This is a genomic window from Companilactobacillus sp. FL22-3, from assembly GCF_054881455.1.
Genome location: NZ_JBTYYZ010000004.1, coordinates 123,449 through 138,772, shown reverse-complemented (window position 1 = coordinate 138,772; position 15,324 = coordinate 123,449). Strand labels below are relative to the sequence as shown.

The 15,324-nt window shown below is 39.2% G+C and carries 13 protein-coding genes; 3 read left to right on the top strand and 10 right to left on the bottom strand.

Annotation, left to right across the window (positions count from 1 at the left end):
• The first annotated feature begins 89 nt into the window (after window positions 1–89).
• Together ACYT32_RS05190 and ACYT32_RS05185 are read left to right on the top strand one after the other, a co-directional pair.
• Window positions 90–1,676, top strand: a complete 1,587-nt coding sequence (locus ACYT32_RS05190) for an L-lactate permease (protein ID WP_395264843.1) — start codon at window positions 90–92, stop codon at window positions 1,674–1,676.
• Window positions 1,677–1,885: 209 nt separating this feature from the next.
• Window positions 1,886–3,352: a catalase gene (locus ACYT32_RS05185; protein WP_395264844.1), complete on the top strand. Its 1,467-nt coding sequence runs from the start codon at window positions 1,886–1,888 to the stop codon at window positions 3,350–3,352.
• Between the two features lie 74 nt (window positions 3,353–3,426).
• On the opposite strand, the gene ACYT32_RS05180 is transcribed toward ACYT32_RS05185, so the two are convergent.
• The 6 genes from ACYT32_RS05180 to tyrS form a co-directional block, all read right to left on the bottom strand.
• A complete protein-coding gene (locus tag ACYT32_RS05180; protein WP_395264845.1) occupies window positions 3,427–4,578 on the bottom strand; it encodes a quinone-dependent dihydroorotate dehydrogenase in 1,152 nt (383 codons plus the stop codon).
• Window positions 4,578–5,216 carry an orotate phosphoribosyltransferase gene (gene pyrE / locus ACYT32_RS05175; RefSeq protein ID WP_395264846.1) on the bottom strand — a complete coding sequence of 213 codons (639 nt, stop codon included), beginning with the start codon at window positions 5,214–5,216 and terminating at the stop codon, window positions 4,578–4,580. The genes ACYT32_RS05180 and pyrE overlap by 1 nt, the downstream gene beginning before the upstream one ends.
• A complete protein-coding gene (gene pyrF / locus ACYT32_RS05170) occupies window positions 5,216–5,908 on the bottom strand; it encodes an orotidine-5'-phosphate decarboxylase (RefSeq protein ID WP_395264847.1) in 693 nt (230 codons plus the stop codon). The genes pyrE and pyrF overlap by 1 nt, the downstream gene beginning before the upstream one ends.
• 12 nt (window positions 5,909–5,920) lie before the next feature.
• Window positions 5,921–7,195, bottom strand: a complete 1,275-nt coding sequence (locus ACYT32_RS05165) for a dihydroorotase (protein ID WP_395264848.1) — start codon at window positions 7,193–7,195, stop codon at window positions 5,921–5,923.
• Window positions 7,155–8,102 (bottom strand): aspartate carbamoyltransferase catalytic subunit, encoded by a 948-nt coding sequence (locus ACYT32_RS05160; RefSeq protein WP_395264849.1) that lies wholly within the window; start codon window positions 8,100–8,102, stop codon window positions 7,155–7,157. Before ACYT32_RS05160 ends, ACYT32_RS05165 begins: the two co-directional genes overlap by 41 nt.
• A 266-nt stretch (window positions 8,103–8,368) precedes the next feature.
• Window positions 8,369–9,613 carry a tyrosine--tRNA ligase gene (gene tyrS / locus ACYT32_RS05155; RefSeq protein ID WP_395264850.1) on the bottom strand — a complete coding sequence of 415 codons (1,245 nt, stop codon included), beginning with the start codon at window positions 9,611–9,613 and terminating at the stop codon, window positions 8,369–8,371.
• Between the two features lie 337 nt (window positions 9,614–9,950).
• On the opposite strand from tyrS, the gene ACYT32_RS05150 reads away from it, so the two are divergent.
• A complete protein-coding gene (locus tag ACYT32_RS05150) occupies window positions 9,951–10,523 on the top strand; it encodes a histidine phosphatase family protein (RefSeq protein WP_395265039.1) in 573 nt (190 codons plus the stop codon).
• A gap of 71 nt (window positions 10,524–10,594) precedes the next feature.
• On the opposite strand, the gene yihA is transcribed toward ACYT32_RS05150, so the two are convergent.
• The 4 genes from yihA to tuf form a co-directional block, all read right to left on the bottom strand.
• Window positions 10,595–11,179: a ribosome biogenesis GTP-binding protein YihA/YsxC gene (yihA, locus tag ACYT32_RS05145; RefSeq protein WP_395264851.1), complete on the bottom strand. Its 585-nt coding sequence runs from the start codon at window positions 11,177–11,179 to the stop codon at window positions 10,595–10,597.
• Window positions 11,180–11,227: 48 nt separating this feature from the next.
• Window positions 11,228–12,475, bottom strand: coding sequence for an ATP-dependent Clp protease ATP-binding subunit ClpX (gene clpX, locus ACYT32_RS05140; protein ID WP_395264852.1), 1,248 nt, complete (start codon window positions 12,473–12,475; stop codon window positions 11,228–11,230).
• Between the two features lie 136 nt (window positions 12,476–12,611).
• Window positions 12,612–13,898 (bottom strand): trigger factor, encoded by a 1,287-nt coding sequence (tig, locus tag ACYT32_RS05135; RefSeq protein ID WP_395264853.1) that lies wholly within the window; start codon window positions 13,896–13,898, stop codon window positions 12,612–12,614.
• Between the two features lie 208 nt (window positions 13,899–14,106).
• A complete protein-coding gene (gene tuf / locus ACYT32_RS05130) occupies window positions 14,107–15,297 on the bottom strand; it encodes an elongation factor Tu (protein ID WP_395264854.1) in 1,191 nt (396 codons plus the stop codon).
• Window positions 15,298–15,324: the final 27 nt, after the last annotated feature.

Sequence of the window (15,324 nt, the reverse complement as noted above, 5' to 3'; positions counted from 1 at the left end):
GTTTTCTGAAAATATTTTATAGCTTTTTGTTCCCAACCATTAGTCAAAAATTATATAATGTATAAAATTGGTTTAGGGGGAAATACAATATGATCTTAATTGCACTATCAGCGGTCATTTTGCCACTCGTTCTCTTGGGCATCCTTAACATGCCAGCAACTAAGGGTATGTCGATCAGTGCATTGATCGTTTTATTAGAAGGCTTTTTCTTTTGGAAAATGCCCGCAAAAGTTTTATTAGCTTCAATTTTTCAATCCGTCCACAAAGCACTACCGATTCTGTGGATCTTATTTGGGGCTTTGATGATGCTCAATATCCTCCAACACACTGGAGCCATTGAGCGTATTAATGCCGGCTTTCACACGATTTCTGCTGACATGCGGCTTCAAGTTATTCTAGTAGCCTTCCTTTTTGGAGGACTCATCGAAGGAGTCTCTGGCTTTGGTACACCAGCGATGGTTACAGCACCATTGTTGATCGCATTAGGCTTCACGCCTATGGCAGCGGTGACGATTGCTTTAGTTGCCGATTCGACTCCGGCAGCCTTTGGAGCTGTTGGTACCCCCTTAACTGTTGGTTTAAGCAACGTAACGGAAAACACGAATCTTCTCAATACTGTCGGGCAAAGAGTTACGCAGATTGACCTCTTTGCTGGGACTTTCATGCCTTTGATGATCGTTTTAATGCTGACTTTCATGTTTGGAAAAAAAGATGGTAACGCAAGACATGACTTTCTAACCGTTGCCCCTTGGACGATTTTTATCGGTTTGGTCTATAGTATCTTTGCCATCGCCGTTTCAACTTTTGTTGGCTATGAATTCGTTTCGATTTTGGCACCATTTTTGACGATCATCGTGGCTATCGGTACGATCAAGTACCGCTTTTTATTGCCACAATCAGTCTTTGACGACCCTTGGACGATTTCAAAACAGAGCGTAACTTCCGACAATAAGATGTCGCTTTTAACCGCTTGGTCACCTTATATCGTGGTAATTTTATTGTTACTAGCAACTAGAACGATCATGCCTTTAAAACAGTTTTTAACTAGCAATGTTAATCTTTCCTGGAAAAACATTTTAGGATTTCAACAAGTCAATTCTGATTGGGAATTTCTCTATTCACCCGGAACTCTGTTAACGCTTGCCGTGGTCATTGGCCTGTTGATTCAAGTCCGTTCACTCAAGAGCTTCTTGCCAATTGCTAAAGACGTAGTCATCTCCATGCGATCAACTGCTTTAGCCTTGGTTGTAACCTTGATCATGGTGCAGATCTTTACTAACTCAGCACTGAATAATTCAAGTTTACCAAGTATGCCGATGTATATTGCGAAAATAATTTCCAAATACTTATCTTCAATTTGGATCGTCATCGCTCCATTCTTAGGCCAGTTAGGTGCTTTTGTGACTGGAAGCACTACCGTATCGACATTGACATTTGGACAAATTCAAGCCGATATCGCCTCAAAAGCAGGAGTCGGTCAAAGCTTAGTCCTCGCTTCCCAATTAATCGGAGCAGCGGCTGGTAATATGATTTGTGTACACAACATCGTTTCGGTCAGTTCCGTCGTTGGTTTGTCAGGACAGGAAGGCAATATCTTGCGGAAGACAGTTATTCCCGCTTTATCTTATGGCATATTAGTGGGTATCGTTGGATTTGTCTTTACCTTGTTTATCTAACAGCTTTAATCACAATATTTGTTCGAACAAAAAAATCATATACTATCAATTATTGAAGTAAATTACGTTTAGTAATTTGCTTCTTTTTTAATTAATCATTTTTGATGAAATTAATTATCATATAATTTATCATCTGATAAGACCTATAGTATGATTATTGCGTACTAGTAATTCGATTATTTTTTCAATTAAACTATAGGAGATTACCAATGCCAAAAAAATTAACGACAGAATCTGGCCAACCATGGGCTGATAATCAACACTCATTAACTGCCGGCAGTCGAGGCCCGGTCTTGATTCAGGACTATGACTTGCTAGAAAAACTGGCCCATTTCGATCGTGAACGTATTCCAGAGCGAGTTGTGCATGCTAAAGGTGCCGGCGCCAAAGGTGAATTCGTTCTGGAAAGTGACATGAGTAAATACACCAAAGCTGATGTTTTTAATGGTCTCAACAAAAAAACGTCAATTATGATGCGCTTCTCACAAGTTGCTGGCGAAAAGGGCTATCCAGACACCGTTCGAGACGTCCGGGGTTTTGCCTTACGATTTTATACAAAAGCAGGTAATTACGATATCGTTGGTAACAACACTCCCGTCTTCTTTGTGAACGATCCCTTAAAATTTCCTGACTTTATTCATTCACAAAAAAGAGATCCTAGAACTAACAGGACGAGTCAAACCATGCAATGGGACTTTTGGTCGCAATCACCTGAATCGATTCATCAAGTGACCTATTTAATGGGTGACCGTGGACTTCCTGCTTCCTATCGGATGATGAATGGATATGGGTCACATACTTTCAAGTGGGTCAATGCAAAAGGTGAGGCCTTTTGGGTTAAATATCATATGAAGACTAATCAAGGAGTTAAAAATATCACTAGCGAATTGGCTAATAAATTAGCTGGCACTAACCCCGATTATCTTCAGGATGACTTATTCAATGCAATAGAACAAAACAATGAACCTTCATGGAATTTATACGTTCAGATCATCCCTTTTAAGGACGGCTTAAATTACAAATGGGACATTTTTGACGTGACAAAGGTTGTCTCCCACAAAGATTACCCCTTGATCAAAGTTGGTACATTAACATTCAAGCAAAATCCGACGAATAATTTTACCGAGATTGAAGAAGCTGCTTTGTCGCCTGCCAATTTAGTCCCCGGAATTGAAGTTTCACCAGATAAATTATTGCAGGGACGACTGTTTTCATATAAAGATACTCAACGTTATCGCTTAGGTGTTAACTTCGAAGATCTTCCCGTCAATCGACCATTAACCGAAGTACATAATTATGAACGAGACGGAACCATGCAATCCAACTATCAAGGTTTGACTGTAAATTACGAACCGAATTCTTTTGATGGACCCAAAGAAGTTAAAAAAGCTTCGATTGATCCATATGAAGTTTCTGGTCAGGTCCAAAATCAAGCTTACAGTTATCAAGTCGACTATTCGACTCAAGCTGGTGATCTTTATCGGCTGATGTCATCGGGAGAACAAGAAAGATTGATCAAAACTATTGCTCAAACATTAGGCACGGTGACCAAAGATACTATCAAAATTCTAGAAATCAAACAAATGTATCAAGCTGACAAAGATTACGGTACCCGAGTGGCTCAAGCTTTAGGTTTTAAGATCGACGAAATCATTACGACCGGTGTTCAAGAATAATTTGTTCCCAAAAAATCCTCAGTAGCAATTAGCTGACTGAGGATTTTTGCTGAAAAATTTATCGCTAGATGGTCTTATTCTTCGTGAAAAGAAGCGCCGGAATTAGCATCCAATTCGACTTTTTTAGCTGCAGAAATATCGGACACGACGATATCGGTATTATCTTGTATTGGTGCTTGGGCAAGCGATTCTGAACGCTCCAAATTGGCTAGAACGTCATTGACTGAAAGGTATTGATTGATTTCATTCAACAAGGTTGGTCCATTGTAAATAATTCCTGTATAAACTTGCACTAAACTGGCACCTGCCATTAAGGCTGCCTGTGCATCTTCTGGAGTAAAAACGCCACCGGAGAACATGATTGGTAGATCGGGAAATTGCTGGTGGATTGCCCTGGTTAAACTCAATGACTTCTTAAAAATTGGTTTACCACTGAGGCCGCCACCTTGATTTTTATCAGCTGACTTTAAGTTGGTATAAATCGACCTAGGATTAGAGGCAGTATTAGTTAGAATAATTCCGTCCATTAAACCTTTGGTTTGTTCAAGCAGTTCCAACAAATGTTCTTCGGTAATATCATTCCCAAATTTGCAGAAAATTGGTTCTTTGATATGTAAATTATGAATTTTTTGAAGAAGATTCTTGGCTACAGCCGTTTCTTGTAAAGTAGTCACACCTTTTTGATTGGGGCAACTTTGATTCAAGGCGATATAATCTCCGAATGAATGAATTTGTTCGATATCTTCAACCATTTCGTTGACCATGCTGTCAGTGTCTAAACCGTGACCTGGTGCCACACTGATACCAACTTTTACGTGTTTAGGCGTATTGGCTAAATGCTGTCGAGTCTTTTCAACCCCCAAATTATTCAATCCCATCCGATTGATGATGGCTTTATCTGCAGGCAAACGGAAAATACGTTTTTTCGGATTACCTGGTTGGTCATTCTTTGTTATGCTGCCAATTTCAACAAAACTAGCACCTAAAGCACCAAGACTATTATAAAACTCGGCCTTTTTATCAAAACCCGCGGCAATTCCAATTGGTGAATCAAAAGTAACGCCTTTAACGGTTACTTTCAAATTAGGATATTGCTTAGTTCTAAATATCGTTTTCAACACTTCAGGTGTCCGGTTGAACATTTTCAACCCGTTTGCCACCAGGTGGTGATCAACTTCGGGGTCTAATTTAAAAATTGCGGGACGGATTAGTTTATATGGACTCATTATTTACCCCAGCTTTCTGGATCTTGATACCATTGTTGTAACAATTCCATATCTTCAGCTTCAACATAGTTTTGTTCTGAAGCGACTTTAATCATCGTTGGATAATCAGTCAGAGTGAACAATTTAGTTTCAGCATTAGCAAAATTCTGGGTACTTTCGGGCAAATCATAAGAGAAAATGGCAACTGTTCCAATGACTTCTCCGCCTTCTTCACGTACAGCTTGAACAGCTTTTAAAATACTGCCGCCAGTCGAAATCAAATCATCGATCAAAACAACTTTATCGCCCTTTTGACAACGTCCTTCAATTTGACTCTTCTTACCATGATCCTTTTTTTGAGGACGAACATAGTTCAATGGTAAATTTAAGATATTAGCTACCCCACTAGCATGTGGAATTCCTGCTGTAGCTACTCCACCGATAACTTCAACATCAGGATAATTTTCTTTGATCAGATCAGCTAAATCATGAGCAATTGTTTGGCGGAAATCTGGATAAGCAATTGTTAATCGATTATCAGTATAAATTGGCGATTTGATACCGCTTGCCCAAGTATATGGCTGTTTAGGACTTAGTGTCACCGCCTTGATCTTTAATAATTGTTCAGCAATATTCTTAGCAACCGCTAATTTATCCATTATTTATTCCACTCCTTACAAATATTCATATATGCTTGATAACCATTTTCCGCTTGGGTGATTGGACGACCGACGACGATCGCATCACTACCTAAACTTCTGGCTTGAGCTGGTGTTGCCACACGTTTTTGATCTCCCACTTGGGCTGTTTTAGGACGAATACCAGGGGTAACACAGAGAAACTCTGTACTTGTAGCAGCTTTGATCATGGGCACTTCTAAGGCTGAAGAAATAACGCCATCAGCCCCATTTTGATGTGCCAAACTAGCCAGATGAGTGACGTAGTCTTGTGATTTTAATGGTACTTGCAATTCATTTGCCAATTCTGTTTGACCTAAAGAAGTCAGTTGCGTCACCGCTAACAACTTAGTCTCTGATCCTGCTAAGCCGGCTTTTGCTGCTGCAATCATTTCTGCACCACCAGTTGCATGCACCGTCAACATCTGGACATCCCACTGGGCAATCATCTCACAAGTTCGTTTAACGGTATTAGGAATATCGTGCAACTTCAAATCGAGAAAAATATTATAACCTCGTTGTCGTAAATTTCTGACAAAAGGATAACCAAATTGGCAAAACATTTCTAAACCAATCTTCAAAAATAACTTTTCATCTTTCGGAAACTGATTTAAAAAATTAATACAATCAAAATCATCTGCAAAATCTAATGCTACAATTACTGGTTTGTTCATCTTTACCCCTCTTTATTTCGAATAAATACATTCTCCGTTAACGTAAGTTTGTTCAACCTCACCAAAAACTCTTTGACCGATAAAGGGACTGTTGGTTCCTTTAGATAAGAAGTCCACTTTTCTGATTTCAAATTCATCATCCAAATTAATGATCGTAAAGTCGGCTCTTTGACCAACTTTAATCGACCCTGCCGGTGCTAAGTTAAATATTTTGGCTGGATTATCAGACATTAATGATAACAGCTTTTCTAAACTGATCAGGCCAGTTTTTACCAAGTGTGTATACATTAGTGGGAAGGATGTTTCAATCCCGGTGATTCCAAAGGCACTCTTAGCAAAGCCCTGATTTTTCTCAGCTTCAGCGTGAGGTGCATGGTCAGTCGCAATCATGTCGATCGTTCCATCGATCAAACCTGCTACTAAAGCTTCACGATCTGTTTCTGTTCTCAAAGGTGGATTCATTTTAAAATTAGCATCGTCTAAGACAATATCTTGGTCACTCAACAATAAATGGTGTGGCGATACTTCACAAGTGACATTGATACCGGCATCCTTAGCCATACGGACCATTTGGACGCTGTCTTTAGTTGAAATGTGGCAGACATGGTAGTGCACGCCAGTTTCCTTTGCCAAAACTAAATCTCGAGCTAACTGAGAGGTCTCGGCAACTTGTTGAATCCCTGGTAAGCCTAAGCATTGTGAAGCCTGACCAAAGTTGATCACGCCGTGATTGAAGAGATTTTTATCTTCTACATGAGCTGCTAAATGACTATTGACTGCGGCGATCCTTTCCATAGCTGAAAACATCGCCTGGGCATTCATAATCCCATGACCGTCGTTTGAAAAAGCGAAAGCTCCTAGTTTACTCAAAGCTTCGATATCAACCAATTGATCACTCGTTTCATCTTTAGTGACCGGTGCATACTGCAAAGTGTTGATCAAAGAATTCTCTTGATTCAAACTAAGCTGCTGTTGAAATTTCTCGGTATCATCAGGTACAGGAATCACGTTGGGCATCGCTCCAACAGTTGTAAAACCACCGTGAGCTGATGCTGCAGTACCAGTTTTAATTGTCTCTTTATGCACTTGACCAGGTTCTCTAAAATGAACGTGGACATCAACTAGTCCTGGAGAAACCAACTGATATTTAGCGTCAACAATTTTTTCGTCAGCTGATGCAACTATTTCGGTGGCAATTTGTTTGAATTTGCCATCCTCGATCAATAAGTCACAGTTAATTAATTTATTAGTGTAAAATAGCTTGGCGTTTTTGATCAGCAGTTTCATTACTTGATTTTTCCCCTTCCAATACAGCTTCAATCATGGCCATGCGCATGAAAACTCCGTTAGTCATCTGTGGGAAGATATATGACTTATCACATTCAACTACATCATCGGCAATTTCGGCACCACGATTGACAGGAGCGGGATGCATGATCATTGCGTCAGCTTTCATCAGATTGACCCGATCCATATTCAAGCCATACTTAGCAAAGTAATCGGCCTTTGAGAAATTCTCATTTTCTTCAGCTGACAAACGTTCATGTTGGACCCGAAGCAGCATGACGACATCCATTTCGCGGCAAAGATCATCAACTGCCATATGTTCTCCCATTGCGGCAAACTCTGGTGTGTACCAAGCATCTAAACCGCCGAAACTAACACTTGCACCCAGGCGAGTCAGGATTTCAGCATTGGAATGAGCAACTCGTGAATGACTCAAATCACCGATAATTCCAACTTTTAGACCATCAAATTTGCCGAAGTGCTCGTAAATCGTCATCAGATCCAAGAGTGATTGTGAAGGATGTTGACCCGTACCATCACCACCGTTGATTAGGTGAATCTTCAAATCATGATTGTTAACTAGATCTTCATAATAATTATCTTGGCTGTGGCGAATGATTGCGACTGATGCCCCGATACTCTCTTCCGTCTTAACGGTATCGTAAAGACTTTCACCTTTTGAAGTTGAAGAAGTACTTGCCTCAAATTCAATTTCTTTCATACCTAATTTCATTTCAGCAACTTGGAAACTGGACTTCGTTCTCGTACTATTTTCAAAGAATAAGTTAATGGCAAATTTATCTTGGCCGATCTTTGACTTTTTGCCAGCTTTAAATTCCATTGCAGAATCAATTAAGCTGTAGACCTCTTGATTTGATAATTGTGACATAGAAAGTATGTTTTTCATTGTTTTCCTCCAAATTAAAAAGGGTTAGCTTTTATCCAGCTAGCCCCTAAAAGTTTGGTTTTATCCTGACCTTTTAGACCTCACTGGATCTATTTAAAAGTTCCCTGATTTTCTTTAAGTAAACAAAAAACTTCCTATCCCACAAGGAAAGGAAGTTTACACTTTTTTTGTCTATACGTGTAAGTAACCTTCCAAGCCTCACAGGACTCGATTAAAAGTTTTCGTTGCAAATAATATAAACGATTTCACACCGACAGTCAATAGTTTTATTTAATTGTAGCTAAGAAATACTTCTTCTTACCACGGCGAATAACAATATATTTACCGTCAAAAGAATCTTTGGGATCGATTTCGATCGTTGTATCAGTCAAACGTTCACCGTTGATTCTAATAGCACCATTTTGAATGTCTTCACGAGCTTGACGTTTTGATTTATCGACATTTGTGGCAATCAATAAATCAACCAAATTGATTGGGTCAGAAGTAATTTCAGCACTTGGTACACCGTGGAAAGCTTCTGCAACTTCTTCAGTTGTCAATTCTTGGATTTCGCCAGAGAACAAGACATCAGTAATCTTCTCCGCTGTCTTCAAAGCTGCTTCGCCGTGAACGAACTTAGTTACTTCTTGAGCCAAAGTTCTTTGAGCCAAACGTTTTTCTGGTGCAGTCTTAACAGAATCAGCCAAGTCTTCAATTTGTTCCTTGGTTAGGAAAGTGAATTTCTTCAATAAATTAATGACATCTTTATCATCTTGGTTGAACCAGAATTGATAAAATTCGTATGGTGAAGTCTTCTTAGGGTCTAACCATACCGCACCACCAGCAGTCTTACCAAACTTAGTTCCATCAGACTTGAGCAACAAAGGAATAGTTAAAGCATAGACTTTAGCGTCTTGACCTTCAGCTTTATGGATCAAATCAAGACCAGCAGTTAAGTTACCCCATTGGTCACCACCACCGACTTGCAATTGCACGTTATGTTTCCGGTAGAGTGTCAAGAAATCAAGTGATTGTAAAATTTGATAGGTGAACTCAGTAAAGGAAATACCAACTTCCAGACGGCTGGAGATAATTTCCTTATTCAACATCGTATTAACATTGAATAATTTTCCATAATCTCGTAAGAAATCTAAGATACCAATTGGTTCTGTCCAGTCATAGTTGTTGACCATGGTAAAACCACTGAAAATCTTCTTAGCTTGAGCACTCAAAGCCTCAACGTTGTGATTGACTTGGTCCATCGTTTGCATAGGACGTTCAGCCTTTTTACCACTAGGATCACCGATCGAACCAGTGGCACCACCGATAACGATATATGGATGATGACCAAACTTGCCAAATCTCTCTAAAGTCATAAAAGGCAACAAGTGACCGATATGCATGGAATCACCTGTAGGATCCATCCCACAGTACAATGAAATATCCTTGCTATCAACTAACTCACGCAAACCTTCTTCATCAGATTGTTGATTGATCAACCCTCGCCATGACAACTCATCAATAATATTCATAAAAATGCCTCCTATTTTTGACCCACGAATCTTAGGAATAAAAAAAACGCCTCTGCAACAATGCAGGGACGCTCTTGGCGCGGTACCACCCAAATTCAAGTTAAAAAAACTTGCTCTTTACTCCTGTAACGTAGGACACGATTTTTAGTCTAGTAATTCACAATTTACCCTGCTTGACTCGCACCAACCGTCAATTCGCTGAACTCTGAAGTAAATTCCTACTGCGCTTTTAAACTAAAACAAAACTTATAGTTATGATGATACACAGAGATTCAAGAATTTTCAAGGTATTTTTAGGACTTATTGTATAATATAAGTGCTTTTTGTGAGGGGGAAAATTATGACAAAAACACTCTATATCATGCGTCATGGACAGACACTATTCAACGTTCAAAAAAAGATTCAAGGCTGGTGCGACTCGCCATTAACTGAACTTGGAATCAAACAAGCCAAAATTGCCGGTCAATATTTTCGTGACCATCAGATCACTTTTGATGCCGCTTATTGTTCTACTTCCGAACGAGCCAGCGATACGTTAGAACTAGTCACCAAAATGCCTTACACCCGTTTAAAGGGACTGCGGGAACTTTCCTTTGGAAAATTTGAAGGCGAACCTGAATATTTGCACCCTCAGGATGATCCTAAGAAACACTTTGGCGACTACTACGTCCAATTCGGTGGCGAAGACAATCAGCAAGCTCAAAAACGGGTCAATAATACCCTAACGAAGATCATGCAACAAGATAATCAGACTGTCTTGGTCGTCAGTCATGCTGGTGCCATCATGATGTTCTCTGATCTGTGGACTGATATGCAAAAACTCCGACGCAGTGGCTTCACGAACTGTAGTATTTTAAAATTTACCTTTGAAAATGATCAATTCACATTCCAAGAAATCATTAATTTTTAAACGATCAAACTAAATACCCTCCGATTCATTGTTTTTGAATCAGAGGGTATTTTAAATAGCTTTAATAATTTTTATTGCATGTGGTCTTCGATCCAAGCCCAAACTTCATCCTTGCCTTTTTTGGTTTCAGAACTGAACAATTGTAAAGCGTCAGTTTGATTGATCTCCATTGTCTTTTTAACTTGACTGATAGTCTTATTCCACTGGTTTCCTTTAACCTTATCCATCTTCGTGGCTACGACTAAAGTTGGGATATGATAATAACTGACAAATTGATACATTGAAATATCATCATCACTTGGAGCGTGACGTCCATCAACCAAAATGACCACCCCTTTGAGTGGTTTGCGAGTTGTTAAATACTCTTCAATCATGACCCCAAAGGCTTCTCTTTGCTTTTTCGAGACTTTAGCAAAACCATAGCCTGGGACATCGACTAGATATAGTTGGTCTTCGATATTATAAAAATTCAATGTTTGGGTCTTACCGGGAGTACTAGACGTTCTCGCAAAGCTTTTCCGATTGATAAGCGTATTTATCAAAGAAGACTTTCCCACGTTAGAACGGCCTAAAAGCGCAATCTCAGGGTATCCTTCATCGGGATACTGTTTGGAACTGACTGCACTTAAATTCATAGATACATTATTTACCTGCATAATTCACCTCAATGGAGTAATTTTACCATAAGAAAAAAAAGCTGCCAATTAGGCAACTTCTCCATTCTTCAAAATCAATTCTGGGGCTTTGAGTTTGCGAACTGCGTCTTTTGTAACTTTAACGCCTTCCACATCATCACGACCAGGAATATCAAACATCGTATCGAGCATTGTCTCCTCAACGATTGATCTCAATCCACGAGCACCAGTATCTCTTTCAATTGACATCTTAGCAATCTCTCTTAAAGCACCATCAGTAAAGTCTAATTTGACCCCGTCAAGCTCCATAAGTTCCTTATATTGCTTGATAAGAGCATTCTTAGGCTTAGTTAGGATATTAACTAAGTCATCTTCAGTTAACTTTTCAAGTGCATTCACGATCGGAATACGACCGATGAATTCAGGAATGATCCCAAACTTCATTAAATCTTCAGGAATAATTTGTTGCATCAGACTCTTCTCTTCAGCAACACTAGCCTTTTGTTCAGCACCAAAACCAATCGTCTTGTCACCCAGACGGTTCTTAACGATTGTCTCGATTCCATCGAAGGCACCACCAACGATAAAGAGGATGTTAGTCGTGTCGATTTGAATCAATTCTTGTTGTGGATGCTTTCTTCCACCTTGTGGTGGCACACTAGCGATCGTTCCTTCCAAAATCTTCAAAAGTGCTTGTTGAACACCTTCACCGGAAACATCACGCGTAATTGAGACATTTTCACTCTTTTTAGCAATCTTATCAATTTCATCGATATAGACAATTCCGTGTTCAGCCTTATCTACATCAAAATCAGCATTTTGCAATAACTTCAGCAAAATGTTTTCAACATCTTCACCGACATAACCTGCTTCGGTCAAAGTGGTTGCGTCAGCAATGGCAAATGGTACTTGTAAAATTCGAGCCAAAGTTTGGGCAAGGAAAGTCTTACCTGAACCAGTTGGTCCGATCAAAGCGATATTACTCTTTTGTAATTCCGTTTCGCCATCTTTAAGATGCTCCATCTTATTAATTCTTTTATAGTGATTATAAACGGCAACTGACAATGCCCTCTTCGCATCAACTTGCCCAATCACATAATCGTCAAGAATCTTTTTAATTTCGATAGGAGTAGGAATATTATCTAAATCTAGTGGTGCCGCCTCATTTAATTCTTCGTCTATAATTTCTTTGCACAAATCAATACATTCATTACAAATATAGACGCCAGGTCCAGCAACGATTTTCTTAACTTGATCTTGTGTTTTGCCACAAAATGAACAGCTAATCGTGCCAGTATTCTCTGTACTATCAAACATATGCAATTTCTCCTTCAATAGTTCCAATACTTTAGAAAGTCTAGCATTGTCCCAATTAAGAGTAAAGTATTTAGTTTCTAAAGATAACTATAAAAAAAGGAAGCCTTCTGGCCTCCTAAGTTTTGCAATAGTTAAATTACTTTTCAACAGCTGAATCAACGATCAATTCAATTGCTTTCTTAGCAGCGATGTCGTGAGCCAACATTTCATCAGAAAGTGCATTTCTAACAGCTGATTCTTCCATCTTATATTCGTCAGCAAGTGACTTGATTTCTGCTTTGATTTCATCTTCTGTAGGTTTGATATCTTCTTTAGCAACAATTGCTTCAACAACTAAGTCAGTCTTAACACGTTCTTCAGCGTCTTTAGCAAATTGTTTCTTCAAGTCTTCTTCGTTTGTACCTGTCATTTGATAGTACAACTTAGGATCGATACCTTGACGACGTAAGTTAGCTAAGTATTGGTTCAATTGATTTTCAACTTCTGTGTCGATCATTGCTTGAGGAATTGAATCGATCTTAGCATTCTTAACTGCACCAGAAATTGCTTCTTCTTGAATGTTTTCTTCAGCAGTTTCTTTCTTTTGATCCTTGATTTCATCATGAAGCTTTGTCTTTAATTCTTCAAGAGTATCAACGTTTTCGTCAACATCCTTAGCAAAGTCATCATCTAATTCAGGCAATTCCTTTGTCTTAACTTCGTGAAGTTTTGTCTTGAAGATAGCCTTCTTACCAGCTAAGTCCTTTGATTGGTAATCTTCTGGGAATGTAACGTTAACGTCAACATCTTCACCAGCTGAATGACCGATCAATTCGTCTTCAAATCCAGGAATGAATGTACCTGAACCAAGTTCAAGTGAGTAGTTTTGAGCGCTGCCGCCATCGAATTCTTTACCATCAACACTACCTACGTAGTCAATAACAACTGTATCGCCTTTTTCAGCCTTGCCATCTTTTAGGACAAGTTCAGCTTGTTGTTGTTGTAATTCTTTTAGACGGTCATCAACGTCTGCCTTCATAACATTACGTTTTTGTTTCTTAACTTCGATACCCTTGTAATCGCCTAATTCAACATCAGGTTTAACAGTAATAGTAGCTGTGATAGCCCATGGCTTGTCTTTTTCCATTGATTCAACAGAAATTTGTGGTTGGTCAACAGGTTCTACCTTAGTATCGTCAACAGCTTTTTGGTAAGCGTTTGGTAAAACAGCATTAAGTGCATCTTCGTACAATGCTTCTTCACCGTACATACGATTGAAGATTTGACGAGGTACTCTACCTTTTCTGAAACCAGGTACGTTCAAGTTCTTCTTAACACGGTTGAAAGCTGTGTCCAAACCTTGTTTGATTGTGTCTTGGTCAATTTCAAATTTCAATTCACCAGTATTGTTTTCTTTTTTTGTAAATTTAGCCTTAGCAGACATTTATATTATCCCTCCGGTATTTCAACGATCTCATACTTTGTAATATTACCTTAAAATGGTGATATTGTAAACATTTGACGTGATTTATAGGTATTTTAAGACATCATGCTTTCTATTATAAAATACTTTGCACCATTTTTGAAGATTTCTGCAAAAAAAAAGAGTTAGCTTTCGCCAACTCTTTTTAATTAATCATCACTACTTAGGATTAGTCTAAGATTTCTGTAACGACACCGGCACCAACAGTACGGCCACCTTCACGAACAGTAAATCTTGTACCATTTTCGATAGCAACTGGAGCAATCAAGTCAACTTCAAAAGTAACTTGGTCACCAGGCATAACCATTTCTACACCTTCTGGCAATTCAATAACACCAGTAACATCAGTTGTATGGAAGTAGAATTGTGGACGATAGTTTGAGAAGAATGGAGTATGACGTCCACCTTCTTCTTTACTCATAACATAAACTTCACCCTTGAACTTGTTGTGAGTCTTGATTGAACCTGGCTTAGCAAGAACTTGTCCACGTTCGATTTGGTCACGGTTAATACCACGAAGAAGAACACCAACGTTATCTCCGGCTTCACCAAGATCAAGAGTCTTACGGAACATTTCTAGACCAGTAACAGTTGATTTTTCAACTTCTGGCTTAAGACCAACGATTTCAACTTCGTCACCGATCTTAACTTCACCACGATCGATACGACCAGATGCAACAGTACCACGACCAGTGATAGTGAAGACATCTTCAACAGGCATCATGAATGGCTTTGTGTTATCACGTTCTGGTGTTGGGATGTATTCATCAACAACATCAAGTAATTCTTCAACGTGTTTGATTTCTTCTGGGTCACCTTCAAGAGCTTTCAAAGCTGAACCACGGATAACAGGAATGTCATCCCCTGGGAAATCGTATTCTGATAGAAGTTCACGAACTTCCATCTCAACTAGGTCAACTAGTTCTGGGTCATCAACAAGGTCAGTCTTGTTCAAGAAGACAACGATGTATTCAACACCAACTTGGCGAGCAAGCAAGATGTGTTCACGAGTTTGTGGCATAGGACCATCAGTAGCAGCAACAACAAGGATGGCACCATCCATTTGTGCAGCACCAGTGATCATATTCTTAACGTAGTCAGCGTGTCCTGGAGCATCGATATGTGCATAGTGACGCTTTTCAGTTTCGTATTCAACGTGAGCAGTGTTGATTGTGATCCCACGTTCCTTTTCTTCTGGGGCTTTATCGATATCAGCGTAATCTTCAGCCTTAGCTAAACCTTTGTCAGCCAAAACTTTAGTGATTGCTGCTGTTAAAGTAGTCTTACCGTGGTCAACGTGACCAATTGTCCCAATATTTACATGGGGCTTTGTTCTCTCATAATGTTCTTTTTCTGCCATTACAAAGAATCCTCCTAAAATTTCATT

Bases quoted from the DNA above. Each gene is read 5' to 3' on its own strand.
- yihA (WP_395264851.1), bottom strand. From the start codon at position 11,179: ATGCAGGTAAATAATGTATCTATGAATTTAAGTGCAGTCAGTTCCAAA.
- ACYT32_RS05160 (WP_395264849.1), bottom strand. From the start codon at position 8,102: ATGAAAAACATACTTTCTATGTCACAATTATCAAATCAAGAGGTCTAC.
- clpX (WP_395264852.1), bottom strand. From the start codon at position 12,475: ATGTTTGATAGTACAGAGAATACTGGCACGATTAGCTGTTCATTTTGT.
- ACYT32_RS05190 (WP_395264843.1), top strand. From the start codon at position 90: ATGATCTTAATTGCACTATCAGCGGTCATTTTGCCACTCGTTCTCTTG.
- ACYT32_RS05165 (WP_395264848.1), bottom strand. From the start codon at position 7,195: ATGAAACTGCTGATCAAAAACGCCAAGCTATTTTACACTAATAAATTA.
- pyrE (WP_395264846.1), bottom strand. From the start codon at position 5,216: ATGGATAAATTAGCGGTTGCTAAGAATATTGCTGAACAATTATTAAAG.
- tuf (WP_395264854.1), bottom strand. From the start codon at position 15,297: ATGGCAGAAAAAGAACATTATGAGAGAACAAAGCCCCATGTAAATATT.
- ACYT32_RS05185 (WP_395264844.1), top strand. From the start codon at position 1,886: ATGCCAAAAAAATTAACGACAGAATCTGGCCAACCATGGGCTGATAAT.
- tig (WP_395264853.1), bottom strand. From the start codon at position 13,898: ATGTCTGCTAAGGCTAAATTTACAAAAAAAGAAAACAATACTGGTGAA.
- tyrS (WP_395264850.1), bottom strand. From the start codon at position 9,613: ATGAATATTATTGATGAGTTGTCATGGCGAGGGTTGATCAATCAACAA.
- ACYT32_RS05180 (WP_395264845.1), bottom strand. From the start codon at position 4,578: ATGAGTCCATATAAACTAATCCGTCCCGCAATTTTTAAATTAGACCCC.
- pyrF (WP_395264847.1), bottom strand. From the start codon at position 5,908: ATGAACAAACCAGTAATTGTAGCATTAGATTTTGCAGATGATTTTGAT.